14 protein-coding genes are annotated in these 13,247 nt (G+C 25.1%); 9 read left to right on the top strand and 5 right to left on the bottom strand.

Translation table 11 applies throughout. The features are described from left to right. Positions 1 to 127: phage holin family protein (locus Q3304_RS05190; RefSeq protein ID WP_407815414.1), on the top strand; the 127-nt coding region annotated here is incomplete at its 5' end. After that, positions 124 to 930: an N-acetylmuramoyl-L-alanine amidase gene (locus Q3304_RS05185; RefSeq protein WP_407815412.1), complete on the top strand. Its 807-nt coding sequence runs from the start codon at positions 124 to 126 to the stop codon at positions 928 to 930. The genes Q3304_RS05190 and Q3304_RS05185, both read left to right, overlap by 4 nt. 291 nt (positions 931 to 1,221) lie before the next feature. Here the strand turns inward: Q3304_RS05185 and Q3304_RS05180 are convergent, their stop codons facing one another. Further along, complete coding sequence (locus Q3304_RS05180; RefSeq protein WP_407815411.1) at positions 1,222 to 1,368, bottom strand: hypothetical protein; 147 nt, start codon at positions 1,366 to 1,368, stop codon at positions 1,222 to 1,224. 1,064 nt (positions 1,369 to 2,432) lie between these two features. On the opposite strand from Q3304_RS05180, the gene Q3304_RS05175 reads away from it, so the two are divergent. The 3 genes from Q3304_RS05175 to Q3304_RS05165 all read left to right on the top strand — a co-directional run bounded on the left by Q3304_RS05175 (position 2,433) and on the right by Q3304_RS05165 (position 6,138). Further along, positions 2,433 to 3,110, top strand: a complete 678-nt coding sequence (locus Q3304_RS05175) for a response regulator transcription factor (protein ID WP_407814085.1) — start codon at positions 2,433 to 2,435, stop codon at positions 3,108 to 3,110. A gap of 37 nt (positions 3,111 to 3,147) precedes the next feature. Continuing rightward, positions 3,148 to 3,435 (top strand): hypothetical protein, encoded by a 288-nt coding sequence (locus Q3304_RS05170; protein ID WP_407814117.1) that lies wholly within the window; start codon positions 3,148 to 3,150, stop codon positions 3,433 to 3,435. A gap of 162 nt (positions 3,436 to 3,597) precedes the next feature. After that, complete coding sequence (locus tag Q3304_RS05165; RefSeq protein ID WP_407814086.1) at positions 3,598 to 6,138, top strand: cell wall-binding repeat-containing protein; 2,541 nt, start codon at positions 3,598 to 3,600, stop codon at positions 6,136 to 6,138. 259 nt (positions 6,139 to 6,397) lie between these two features. Here the strand turns inward: Q3304_RS05165 and Q3304_RS05160 are convergent, their stop codons facing one another. Together Q3304_RS05160 and Q3304_RS05155 are read right to left on the bottom strand one after the other, a co-directional pair. Next, positions 6,398 to 6,601, bottom strand: coding sequence for a hypothetical protein (locus Q3304_RS05160; RefSeq protein WP_407814087.1), 204 nt, complete (start codon positions 6,599 to 6,601; stop codon positions 6,398 to 6,400). Between the two features lie 25 nt (positions 6,602 to 6,626). Further along, a complete protein-coding gene (locus Q3304_RS05155) occupies positions 6,627 to 7,634 on the bottom strand; it encodes a hypothetical protein (protein ID WP_407814088.1) in 1,008 nt (335 codons plus the stop codon). A 662-nt stretch (positions 7,635 to 8,296) separates the two neighbouring features. Between Q3304_RS05155 and Q3304_RS05150 the strand changes: the two genes are divergently transcribed. The 4 genes from Q3304_RS05150 to Q3304_RS05135 all read left to right on the top strand — a co-directional run bounded on the left by Q3304_RS05150 (position 8,297) and on the right by Q3304_RS05135 (position 11,585). Beyond that, positions 8,297 to 8,674 (top strand): BlaI/MecI/CopY family transcriptional regulator, encoded by a 378-nt coding sequence (locus Q3304_RS05150; protein ID WP_407814089.1) that lies wholly within the window; start codon positions 8,297 to 8,299, stop codon positions 8,672 to 8,674. A 103-nt stretch (positions 8,675 to 8,777) separates the two neighbouring features. Further along, complete coding sequence (locus Q3304_RS05145) at positions 8,778 to 9,164, top strand: BlaI/MecI/CopY family transcriptional regulator (protein WP_243193134.1); 387 nt, start codon at positions 8,778 to 8,780, stop codon at positions 9,162 to 9,164. 422 nt (positions 9,165 to 9,586) lie between these two features. Continuing rightward, complete coding sequence (locus Q3304_RS05140) at positions 9,587 to 10,381, top strand: MerR family transcriptional regulator (protein ID WP_407814090.1); 795 nt, start codon at positions 9,587 to 9,589, stop codon at positions 10,379 to 10,381. Positions 10,382 to 10,439: 58 nt separating this feature from the next. Continuing rightward, complete coding sequence (locus Q3304_RS05135) at positions 10,440 to 11,585, top strand: agmatine/peptidylarginine deiminase (RefSeq protein ID WP_407814091.1); 1,146 nt, start codon at positions 10,440 to 10,442, stop codon at positions 11,583 to 11,585. 206 nt (positions 11,586 to 11,791) lie between these two features. Here Q3304_RS05135 and Q3304_RS05130 read toward each other — a convergent pair whose 3' ends face one another. Beyond that, positions 11,792 to 12,466 (bottom strand): MgtC/SapB family protein, encoded by a 675-nt coding sequence (locus Q3304_RS05130; protein WP_407814092.1) that lies wholly within the window; start codon positions 12,464 to 12,466, stop codon positions 11,792 to 11,794. 220 nt (positions 12,467 to 12,686) lie between these two features. Next, a complete protein-coding gene (locus Q3304_RS05125; RefSeq protein ID WP_054269911.1) occupies positions 12,687 to 13,241 on the bottom strand; it encodes a cysteine hydrolase family protein in 555 nt (184 codons plus the stop codon). Positions 13,242 to 13,247: the final 6 nt, after the last annotated feature.

The raw sequence follows: 13,247 nt of genomic DNA, 5'->3' as shown, positions 1-13,247 counted from the left end.
AGTAGGTTTTTCAGTATGGATGTTAGGATTAAATGCTGATGCAGTCTTACAAGGTGTAATTTGCTGGGGTATATCAATAGGTATAAATCAAACTTACAAACAATTAAAGGAGGAAAATAAACAATGAAAATAGCAATAGTACCAGGACATACACTAACAAGTAAAGGAACAGGAGCAGTTGGTTATATAGATGAAGGAAAAGAAAATAGAATACTAACTGACTTAATAGTGAAATGGTTAAAACAAGGTGGAGCAACTATATATACTGGTAAGATAGATAAATCGAATGATTATCTATCTGAACAATGTCAAATAGCAAACAAACAAGACATAGACTTAGCAGTGCAAGTACATTTCAACGCAAATAATACAACACTAAATCCTATGGGTACAGAAACAATATATAAAACTAATAATGGCAAAATATACGCTGGAAGAGTCAATGAAAAGTTAGCAACAGTATTTAAAAATAGAGGTGCAAAATCAGATGTAAGGGGTTTGTATTGGCTTAATCATACAAAAGCACCAGCAATATTAATTGAAGTATGTTTTGTAGACAGTAAAGCAGATACAGATTATTATATTAGACATAAAGATATAGTTGCTAAATTAATAGCAGAAGGTATTTTAAATAAAACTATAAATAATAAAGAGAATAGCGAGGGGAAAATCATGTATAAACATACAATCGTTTATGATGGAGAGGTTGACAAAATCCCTGCAACTGTAGTTGGTTGGGGTTATAATGATGGAAAAATATTAATATGTGATATAAAAGATTATGTACCAGGTCAGACAGAGAATTTATATGTTGTAGGGGGAGGAGCATGCAATAAAATAGATTCTATAACTAAAGAGAGATACACTATGATAAAAGGTAATGATAGGTTTGATACACTTTGCAAATCGTTAGATTTTATTAATAGATAGATTGAAGGTAGCAACTGGAGATAGTTGCTACTTTCTTTTTTTATACTTTTTTTCTTTAAGTTTTTTATTTTCCATATTATCTAATACTTGCAGCGAACTCATATAGAATTTTTGGCGACTATCCCATTTTTGCTGAGCTTCACATATTAGATATAAATAAGCACTAAAAAAACTCCTATTATAGCACCAGCAATATAAAAATCTTTTATAATATTGTTGGCAAATAGACTAAAGAAAATTGATATAAATGCAGCAATAAGAACAATTACAAATGGACTTGATGGATTATTTTTAGAATTTAAGATGGTTTTGATGCGTGTTTTTTATATTTTCTAGTGAAACCATCTCCTTAAGAGAATTATAAAATCTATAATTGCATTTATAATATTCTTCAGCTTCTTTTATGTCTGGCTTTTTTTCTTCTTGAATAATATTCAACTGCTCTATAGGGCTTTTTTTGTTAAATTTAATAATATCAAATATATCATTTAGAAATATATTTTATACCTCCATAAATTAATGTCTATTATACTTTAATTTATTAGCATATTTAAGAACTTATATCAGCAATTTGTCAAACTATTTTTAGAAGAAAATAGAGCAAGGACACAGGAGAAAAATTTACAGAGATTTATTCTAATGATGTGTGGTCAACCATGGATAAGGCTAGAGAATTTGTAAAAGAAAAATTATAAAAGTAGTTAGATTTAATTTTTAAGTAGCCATTTTTGGGGAAAGGGAAACTTTTCTTAAAATATAACATGATTATAACGGAAAAATAATGTTTTTATAAAAATTAAGGTGTGAAATATAATTTTTTTATAATAATATATTTACCAAAATTATACAACATATATTATATTATAGCTATATAAATCATATAAATCAATACTTAGACAGGCTGATAGAGTAGTTTTAAAAAACAATAGGTTTATAATACAAAGCCTATCTTAAGCTCCCTTTCCCCAAAATAGGATATTTTTATTATTATTTAATAATGATTTTTAATATTAAAACTAATGTTTAAATATTATTTAAAAATATTTGAGTTTTAAATTCCAGTTTATAATGATATTATATAAAAAGGATTATTATATACTGCGATAATTAAAACTTTGGACTTTAATTAATATATTTTGAGCAGAGTATTCTAATGTGTAATTTACTGGATATGGACAATAATATTTATATCATCAAATTTATTTTTATCATAGAGCTTTTAATATATATCAATATTAGATTATAAAAGATGCAAATATAATAGCAAAAAATATAGCTCTAGATTGTATAATTTTAGATATTTATCTTTATATAATAAATCAAAAACTAAATGAGATATTAAAGTAAAGTATATAGCCTAAAAATGTATGAAAATAATAAATAAGACAGATTTATAGTTGTTAAAGTTTCTTATAATAGTAAAGAAGTGCTATCAGAAAATATGCTGAAGATATTTGTCCAGTTATTTGTGAAAAGAATAATTATTTTTAGGAGAGACTATAATGCAAATTAATGTATTGATAATTGATGGAGACAAGAATAATTGCGAGGAATTAAAAAATTTTTTAGAAGAAAAGGGGATAAATGTCTATTTAGCACATAATTGTAAAGACGCTATTAGGAAAATATTTAGTAATAAATTTGATTTAATATTTCTAGAAATAATTTTAACTGATGGTGATGGATGGGATTTTTGTAAAAAAATTAAAAATTTAACTACTTGCCCAGTTATTCATATGACTTATATAATTGAAGAACAAAGTATTTTAAATGCTTTAAATTCTGGTGGAGATGATTATTTAATAAAGCCTTTGAATTTAGAAATATTATATGCAAAAATAAAAGCCATTTTAAGAAGAAAAAATTTATATGTAAATAATAATAAAAATAACATAAAGCTAGAAGAATATAATAGAATTAGTAGAGTAATAAAATTAGAAAATAAAGTGATAAAATTAACTCCAATAGAAAATAAGTTACTAAATTACTTTATAGAGAATGCTGAACAGACATTAACTATTAAAGAGATATATGAACATGTATGGATGAATGAATATTTAGATGACAATTATAGTGTTGTAGTTGCAGTGAATGGATTAAGAAAGAAAATAGAGAAAGATTATAAAAACCCTCAAAAGATTATAACAATAAGAGAAGTAGGATATTATTTTAATAGGTAATAAAATCTAATAAATAGAATGATAAGACGTGAATAAGATGTTAATATATAATAAGAGTTTTTATCCAAATAATATTTATCCAGCAATAGACTTTCTCAAGATAAAAAGACAATTAAAATCAATATACAAGAATGATTTATCAGATTGTGGAAGCATATGTATAATAGAAAGAAAAGACTATTCTATAAGCATAAATAGCATAGGTGAGATAAATATATATTATGATTCAAGATATGAAAATAAGATACAGAATGTAGTTGATGAGATTGAACAGTTATTCAAGTCTCAAGTTAAAAATTTTAGAGTATCAAAATTTAAGCATTGATGATTAAGAAGGTAGCAACTGGAGTTAGTTGTTACCTTCTTTTTTTATAAACAATAAAAAGTATTTGAACATCGGGACATTAATTTCAGAGTTTATTTCTAAATTGTATAATATGTGCTACAATTCAATTGAGTAAATATTATTTTAATTGAGGTGTGGGGGATGAATATTTTAAGTAAAAAAGCATTTGTTTTATCACTTTCATTGGTAGTTGCATCACCTTTGGTATATAATATAAATGCACAAGGTATTGAAAAGAATATGGAAGTTAGAAATGAAGCAAGGAAAATTAATAACTTAGAAAACATGGCAATGAAAGAAGTCTTTCCAGACGAAAAGTTTAGGGATGCAATTCGTGATACTATCTCAGTATTAAAAAATAAAACAGATGCAAACATTATAGGATTAGATGGTGTTGCAGCTATAGAATCTCAAATAGAACTAGATGTTGCAGGCAAAAATATCAATTCTTTAGAGGGGATAGAATATTTTAAGGCTCTTAAAAATTTAAATTGTGAGGACAATAAGATAAAGAGTTTAAATATTAGTCAAAATATAAACCTGACTGGGTTAAGTTGCAACAAAAATAGTTTAGAAACTTTAGATGTAAGTAATAATCCTAACTTAATTGAATTAAACTGCAAGAGCAATAGTTTAAATAGCTTGAATGTAAATAAAAATGAAAAATTAGAAGATTTATATATTTCTAACAACAAAATAGAAACTTTAGATACGAGTAAGAATAAAAGTTTAACTAGAATAGATTGTGAACGTAACAGTCTAAAAACGTTGGATTTAAAAGAAAACATCAATTTGGAAGAATTGAATTGTCAAAATAATAGTATAGTTGATTTAGATTTTTCTCATAATGTTAAATTAAAAAAAGTAGACTGTAGAAATAATAGTATAAAAAATATAATTGTCAGTAAAAGTATAGATTTGGAATCATTAAATTGTATGAATAATAAGATAGAAAGATTAGATATTAGTAAAAATATCAAATTAAAGGATTTAAATTGTCTTATGAATGAGTTACACTCCTTAGATGTAACAAATAACATTAATTTAATTGAATTGGGTTGTGAAAATAACAAAATAGAAAAATTGGATGTAGGTAAAAATCCTAATTTAGAAGTGTTAAACTGTTCTATAAATAAATTGGATGCTTTAGATGTAAAGAAAAATACAAAATTAAAAACATTATTCTGTTCTACAAATAATTTAAAAAATATTGATATAAGTGAAAATAAAGTTCTAGAGATATTTGGATGCGCTATCAATAACTTAGAAAAAATTGACTTACATAATAATATTAATCTAAAAAACTTATATTGTTCTACAAATAATTTAAAGACTATAGATACAAGTAAAAATATTAAATTAGAAAGATTATATTGTAATAATAATAATATACAAAGTTTAAATCTATCCAATAATGTTAATTTAGATGAATTAGATTGTTCTAATCAAAAGATTAATAAAGATATTGGACTAAAAGATTCAAAATTATTTTTGGATTTAAGTAAACTTAATGACATAGATATAAATAAAATTTTGAATGTAAAATCTAGTGGAACATATGAAAAAAATACAGGGTGTATAATATGGAATTATCCAAATAATATAAATGGGCAAGTAGCCACATATGACTATGACCTAAGTTATAAGGGGAGTAATATTGATATTTCAAATACAAGGCTTACTCCTTCTATAACATTAATATCAGAATTTGATAGTCAAAATAAACCAAGCGGAGGAGGGTCGCACTCATCAACAACTCCTACACCAGCGAAGCCTTCTAATACAAAATTAGTTGGTTCAGATAGAAATGAAACATCAGTAAAAATAAGTCAAAAAGGCTGGAATAAAGCTGATAATATAGTGCTAATAAATGACTCTAGTATATCTGATGCCTTATCAGCAACACCATTTGCTAAGTCTAAAGATGCACCAATACTACTTACTAAAAATAATAACTTAAATAAATTAACAGAAAAAGAAATAAATAGGTTAGAAGCAAAAAATGTGTACATAGTAGGTGGATTAAAGTCTGTTGATGAAAAAGTAGTATCTGATTTAAAGGAAAAGGGATTAAATGTAATTAGGATATTTGGAAATGATAGATACGAGACATCAATAAAACTTGCAAAAGAATTAGATAAAAATTCTAAGTTGTCAAAAGTAGTAGTGGTAAATGGAGAAAAGGGACTAGCTGATGCAGTAAGTATGGGAGCTATATCAGCAAAAGAGGAAATGCCAATTCTTCTTACTAATCAAAATGATGATATGAAAGATATAAAAGACTTAATAGATGATAAAGACATATCAAAATCATATGTAATAGGTGGAGAATCTTTATTTAATAGTAAAGAAGTGAGTAATACATTACCATCTGTAACTAAAATAGCAGGTTCTGATAGAACAGAAACTAACTCAAAAGTAATAAATCATTTCTATAGTAAAGATACACTTAATGACTTGTATATAGCTAAGAATGGAATGAATAAACAAGATGACTTAGTAGATGCTTTATCAGTAGGAGTACTCGCAGGTAAAACGGAATCTCCAGTAGTATTAGTTGGAAATGGATTAGATAATAGCCAAAAAGAGTTAATTAAGAATAAAAAGTTTAAAAATATAACTCAAATTGGTGGAAATGGAAATGAGAAAGCTTTTAGTGAAGTAGAAAACTTAGTTAAATAAAGTAAAAGACAATAATAAAAATGTAGATAGACTTATGTAAATATATCTACATTCTAAAAATAATTCAATTTCATAGTGTGTTTATAATACTTAAAGCATCCTAACAGGGTGCTTTTTTATTTCATATTTTCATATAAAGGTATAAAAATCTCAATAAAGTTATTTGAACTATCTTAAAAGCGATTGTATTAACTCTATTCTCACTTAATGCTATCAATAATTTATGATATGTAATAAAAACACACTTCTATATCTGTAACTAAGCATTCTCATGTTGGGGAGTGCTTTTTTCATTTCTCCAAACAATGCTGTTTTCTTCGTCAATAATTATCAAATCAATCTTATTATCTTTCAATATTTCTGTTGCAGTACAAATAAGATTATCTAAGTCAAAACTTCGAGTTATCTCTAGTTGCTTATTTTCTATAATTCTTTTCAGTATATAAGTTTTATAAATATTCACTTTTAAATCACCCCTATACACTAAGTTATTCTATTAAGGATAACCATTTTTCAAAATGATACCTATTATTTTTTTCTACCCATTGAGAACACACAAAATAATTTTTGCCATATATTTCAATCGGACTTGCCCAACATCTGCTATATGGGTCTTGAATCATTTGTTTTGATAATAAAGGATAATTTAGATTAAATTTGATTTTAGAGTATTCTTTTGTTTGCATTTTTTCAACTTCTTCATAAGTTATCTTATTGTTTTCAAATAGATTTATCAAAGTTTTTTTCACAAATTCACCGATTTTCATTCCAGGGCATTTTTTATAATAATTAGTTTCTGGTTTAATATTCTGTAACTGTTTTTTTTCGGCAATATATTTTGTTTCCTTATTCTTATCACATAAGTTATATAATTGAAGACTTCTCATAAATAATTCTGATGTATCTGAAATTAAATCTGATTTTTCAATTAAAGGATTCATAATTTTCTCTGAAAAATGTTCATTTACAATAATATTAATATCATAACAAAAATTAAAATCTTCAAACATATTTTTTATATCTTGTAAGTAAGGTAATAATATTTCTAGAATATTATTATTTACTTTTGGAGAAGCAAAAACTATTTCACCAGTTATGTTTTCAAAATAGCCATATAAACACATAGCAGTTCTCATAATCTTTTTTACAACTCTTGTTGCAGTTTCATTTTTATCTCCATAATTAAGACCTAATTCATGGAATGCAACCTCAAGAGCATATATTTTTTGTGAATTATTTTTAGAAATATTAATTCCAATAACATCAATTTCAGCTTGTTTTAAAAGTTGAATTACAGAAGTATTTTTTTTATATAATTCAATGTTGTATTTATCTTTGAAATATTTACTTGACATATCCATAAATTCTTCAATTTTTTTTTCATTTGATAATTCCCAAGAAGACATGGAAGGTTTCCAATTAGTTTGTACTAGTTTGCAATTTTTTGTATGTCTTAACCAAGAAAAAAGTAAGGACTCACCTATTTCTATTTTCAAATTTAAACACCTCCTAATATACTATTTAATTCATTATATCACAAAAGGCATTAACTGAAAATATAGTGATTTCAAGGGCTTTGTTAACATGTATTTGATTAACTATGGCTAAATGATGTTGCAAATTCATCTATTAATGCGAGCAAATAATAGATGAATTTTACGTTATATTATAACTATACATGAATCTATAAGTAGATAGAAATTGGACTTATTAGAAGAGTATTTTAAAAATTTATGATAGGAATATAAGTATACTTAATAAAGTTATTAATGTTTTTTAATTTAAGATAATTTAGAAATATGCATATTATTGCCCACCTAAAAAACTTTCACAAAACCAAAAGAGTATATGTTTTTGATAACTTACCAATATAACTTATAACTCATTTTACAAGTCTTATTTAATAAATATTTATGTCACTAAATTCCTTTAGTTTTACCAATTTAGTATTATTCTACAATTAAAACAATACAATACAACTAGTTATTATTCAACATATGTGTTTGAAAGTTGAATAAGTTTATAGATATGAATAATGGTTTTTATATATAAAAACAAACTAAAATAGTAGAATATATGGGAAATTTTACCTGTAGTTTTTGTGTTAAAAAGCTCCTATTATTAGTTTAAGTTGGACTAAATGAGGGAGCGACACAAGATGGAAGAAGAAATGTTAGTAGAAAAATTATTAAGAGCAGAATTAATAGTAATGGAGTATTTATGGAAAAAAGATTCTAAAATGCCTAAAAAAGAAATTGTAAAAGATATAAAACAGATGTATGTATGGCATAAAAGTACAATAAAAACACTATTAAAAAGGCTACTTGACAAAGGCTATTTGGCTAGGGATATTATAAAGTTTCAATCTCATTATAAAATAATAATAGATAATGAAGAATATTATGCTTTTAAGAAAAAGGTACTAAAATCTAGTAAGAGTAGAAAAATAATGCGTTCCCTTACTACTACACATAAAAATGTAAGTAAAGAAAAGTTGGATTCATTAGAAGAGTATTACAGAAACTTAAAAGAATGATATGGTAAAAATTGGATGGATATATTTGGCTAAATTCTCTTGTTTGATAAGCTTTATTGATGTAGAATTTACATATACATAAATCGGCAAAGGGGTGTAAACTATGAAAATTAGTAAATTACCAGAAGCAGAATTAAAAGTTATGAGATATATTTGGGAATCAGATAGAATATTGACATCAAGAGAAATTGTTGAGGCTATGGAGCAAAAGTATGAATGGAAAGATACAACTACATTTACAGTATTAAAAAGATTGCAAAGAAGGGAGTTTTTAGAAACAGAGAAAATAGATAAACGTACTCACTATAATGTACTAGTAAAAGAAAAACAATATCAGAGATTTGAAACAAGAGAATTTATAAAAAATATACATAAAAATTCAATTAAAAGTTTGATTTCAGCATTACATAAAGATGATGAGAAGGTAGATGAAAAAAAGTTAGAGGAACTAGAAGAGTATTTCAATAATTTAGAAGAAAATGAGAAATAAAGAGTATTATTTTATAAAGAAAAAATGAGTGGCAAATTGTTTTTGCCACCCATTTGCCACCGAACTTATTATATAAAATTAACTATAAATAAATAAACATAAATAAGATAAAATAAAAACATTGATTTAATGTCTGATATTTTAACGGTTTCAAAATAAATATAAATAAATATAAATAAACATAAAGAAAATACTACAATTTGTAACTGAAATTCAAGTACTTGTAACTAAATAATTAAATTTTAATTGATGATAAAATAATATAAAAATTCTGGATTAAATAATGTGAAAATAGACTAGTGATTATCTAGTCTATTTTTATTTGGTAAAATTTTACTCTTTACATTTTGTTCAAGTTTTATTTACAGTATATAATAGTAAAGTAATAAACTTCCAATCAATAAAATAAAGAAGGTGTTTGTATGTATAAAATAGGTGAAGCTTCAAAAATAACTAAAATATCATCTAGAATGCTCAGATATTATGATAAAGAAAATATATTGAAACCTAGTCACATAGAAAATAATGGATATAGATACTATACAGATGGAGACATTAATGTAATATCAAAAATCAAAAACTTAAGAAGGTATGAATTTACTTATGAAGAAATAAAAGATATATTCGATAATAATAAATATGAAAGTATAGATATATATATTAATAAGATTGAAGAATTAACAAAAAAGGTAAATACATATGGGTATTTAATTTCAGAAATAGAAGAAAAGGTGAAATTTAAAGATATAATCATAAATAATTATGATATTAATATTTGTGAACGACAATCAGTTAATACATTGTGCCAAAAAGCTATTATTAATTATAAGGATATAGGAGAATTTATAGAATCTTGCTATAATGCGATTTCAAAAAGCAAATCTAATAAAGTTGGATATTATTATGTAATGTTTTACAATAATGAAAATGTAGATGAAAACACATATGAAATAGAATATTATCAACCTATTATAGATAATAAAGATATAAAAGGATTTAATAATAAGGTAATTGAAAGCGGTACATATATTAGTACAATATGTTATGGAGATTATGAAAATTTAACTGGTGCTTATTCTGCTTTGTACAAGTGGATTAAAAATAACGATTTTAAAATTAAAGGAAATTTTGTTGAAAAATACTTTGTAGACTCATTATTAACTCCATTTAGCTACGAATTTATAACAGAAGTATCTATAAAAGTTTCAAAAGATTAGTTGACCTTGACATTATGATAACCTTTATACTTGAAATATAAAAATAGAGGAGGTTATTATGAATAAGAGAATTTTAATGCTGGGATTATCACTACCATTATTATTGATGATAAGAGAATTTACAAAAGGATATGAAAACAAAACCATAAATCAAAATAATCAACAAAAGTATTATATGCCACTAGAAGATGAAGAACATGAAGGAACTTGGTTGCAATGGCCTCATAGTTATACTTATGGGAAAAAATATCAAAATGGAATAGAAGATGTATGGGTAAATATGACAAAGTCTTTAGTGAAAGGTGAGAATGTTCATATAGTAGTTTATAATAAAAGTGAAAAAGATAGAATAGAAAATTTATTGAAAAAAGAAAATATTGATATGAATTATATAGATTTTTATATTTATAAAACTGATGATGTTTGGATAAGAGATAATGGTCCTATATTTGTATATGATGAAAGCGATGAACTTGTAATATTAGATTGGGGATTTAATGGTTGGGGAAGAAAAGAACCATATAGTAAATCAAATCAAATTCCTAAAAATATAAGTGAAGACTTAGGAGTGAAAAGTATAAATTTAAAAGAAGTAGTTTTGGAGGGTGGAGCAATGGAACTTGATGGTGGTGGAACATTTCTAGCAACTAAAAGTTCTATAATAAATAAAAATAGAAATAAAAACTTAAGCCAAGGTGATATAGAAAAATATATAAGGAAATATTATGGTGTAGAAAAATTTATATGGTTAGATGGTGTGGTTGGAATAGATATAACAGACTTTCATATTGATGGATTTGCAAAATTTTATGATGAATCAACAATAATTACATTAAATGAAAAAGGATTGATAGATTGGGGTCTAAAACAAAACGATATTAATATATTATTGAATTCAACTAATGCAAAAGGAGAAAAGTATAATTATATATATCTACCACTTACACAAAATAATGTTAAATTAAAAAATGGAAAAAACTTAGAATATCAAGGTTCATATATGAATTTTTATATAGGTAATAAAGTTGTATTAGTTCCAAATTACGATGACCCAAATGATAAAGTTGCAAATCAGATTATACAAGATTTATATCCTGATAGAAAAGTAATAGGAATAGATATAAGAGAGTTGTATAAAGATGGTGGAATGATTCATTGTGTAACTCAACAACAGCCTATAGATATAGTTAAAAATAGAGAATAATAGAGTGTGATATGAATTGATATTGGCAGAGTATTTATGGACAAAAGATTCTTTAATAAGTAAAAGAAAAATTTAAGAGTTTAGAAGAAAATCATTAATAAGACACATTATTGTTTAACAAAGAAAAATGGAGTGGCAATTTTTTTGCCACCCATTTGCCACTACATTTTCAAATCGGTGGCAAATTGTATCATTATAGTTGTTTTTTATATTTCTAAAGTTTCTATAAGAGGGTTATCACTAAATAATTTTAATAAATTTGTTTTTTTGTATCCTTTAGGTAACTTAGTATATATAACTATTTCTAACCAATCTCCATCAAGACGTTTAATATTCATGTTTATAATTTCAATATTAGATTTCTTAAATTTCTCCTCAATGTACTCTATAGAATCAGTGCTATTAGAAATTCTGAGAGAAACTTGTTCTGCTGTAGGAAGTTTCATCCATTTCCTATCTCTATGGAGTAATATCTGTACAATAACAATGATAATACTTGAAACAATACCTAATAAATATAGTCCAGAGCCAATAGCAAGCCCTGTACCAGCTGTTGCCCATATACCAGCAGCTGTAGTAAGTCCACTTACTGATTGATTTCTAATAAATATTAATCCAGCTCCTAAGAAACCTATTCCACTAACAACTTGTGCTGCAACACGGGCTGGGTCTAGACCAATACCTGGAGTACCTACTATATCATTAAACCCATACTTAGAAACAATGATTATAAGTGCTGAACCTAATGCAACTATAAAATGAGTTCGTATTCCAGCTTCTTTTAGTCTATTTTTCCTTTCATATCCAATTAAAGCTCCACAGAAACCAGCAATAATGATTCTTGCTATATACCCAAATTGAATTAGTATATGATTATTCATTTGTCTAGCACCCCTTTCTATATAATATTATATATACTATAATACTACATTTTTTATGTGGATATAGTAAAGTTTAAAATTTATATAATAGTTATATATGAATATAAAATAGATAAGGGTATTTTATATATATAAAAATGGTAGAAAGTATCTAATTTTAAATGATTAAAAAGCATACTTAAATAGGTTAAGTTTGCTTTTTTTAATATGGTGAATATTTTTATTTATAACAACTAGACAAAAAAATATCTGTATTTTTTATATCTGCAAAACTATTCTGCAATGATGCCATGAATACTTGATGGACAGTGTTTGCATGAATTTCTACATCACACCAAGATAAATTTTTTGTTGTACAGGCATCATCTATAAGAGTTATGTCGTATCCCAATTTTTTTGCTGTTCTTACACTTGTATCAATGCACATATGACTCATCATCCCACAAATCACCAACTTAGTTATACTTTTTTTCTCAAGTACAGTGTGTAGGCTGGTTTGAAAAAAACTGTCTGGTGAATGTTTAATTATAATTTCTTCATTTGCCAGTGGAAAAACAGTTTCATTTATTTCTGAACCATAAGTGTGAGGAAGAAAAAAAGAAGCTGTTTTATCTGTTGATATATGTTGTACATGAATAACTGGTAAGTCATTTTTTCTAAAGAACAGCAATATCTTTTTTGTATTTTCAGCAGCTTTTTTTGATTCAAATAATTCACATTTTCCGTTTTTAAAATAATCATTCTGAATATCAATTAGTATTAAAGCTATAGACATGTTTAT

It is taken from the genome of Clostridioides sp. GD02377 (assembly GCF_045899875.1).
Lineage (GTDB): Bacteria > Bacillota > Clostridia > Peptostreptococcales > Peptostreptococcaceae > Clostridioides > Clostridioides difficile_A.
The sequence above is the reverse complement of the archived record's forward strand: the minus strand, read 5'-3'. Positions and strand labels throughout refer to the sequence as shown.

Coding starts and splice junctions, on each gene's coding strand:
- Q3304_RS05170 (WP_407814117.1), top strand. CDS start 3,148: ATGTTAATATATAATAAGAGTTTTTATCCAAATAATATTTATCCAGCA.
- Q3304_RS05185 (WP_407815412.1), top strand. CDS start 124: ATGAAAATAGCAATAGTACCAGGACATACACTAACAAGTAAAGGAACA.
- Q3304_RS05150 (WP_407814089.1), top strand. CDS start 8,297: ATGGAAGAAGAAATGTTAGTAGAAAAATTATTAAGAGCAGAATTAATA.
- Q3304_RS05175 (WP_407814085.1), top strand. CDS start 2,433: ATGCAAATTAATGTATTGATAATTGATGGAGACAAGAATAATTGCGAG.
- Q3304_RS05125 (WP_054269911.1), bottom strand. CDS start 13,241: ATGTCTATAGCTTTAATACTAATTGATATTCAGAATGATTATTTTAAA.
- Q3304_RS05165 (WP_407814086.1), top strand. CDS start 3,598: ATGAATATTTTAAGTAAAAAAGCATTTGTTTTATCACTTTCATTGGTA.
- Q3304_RS05140 (WP_407814090.1), top strand. CDS start 9,587: ATGTATAAAATAGGTGAAGCTTCAAAAATAACTAAAATATCATCTAGA.
- Q3304_RS05145 (WP_243193134.1), top strand. CDS start 8,778: ATGAAAATTAGTAAATTACCAGAAGCAGAATTAAAAGTTATGAGATAT.
- Q3304_RS05130 (WP_407814092.1), bottom strand. CDS start 12,466: ATGAATAATCATATACTAATTCAATTTGGGTATATAGCAAGAATCATT.
- Q3304_RS05135 (WP_407814091.1), top strand. CDS start 10,440: ATGAATAAGAGAATTTTAATGCTGGGATTATCACTACCATTATTATTG.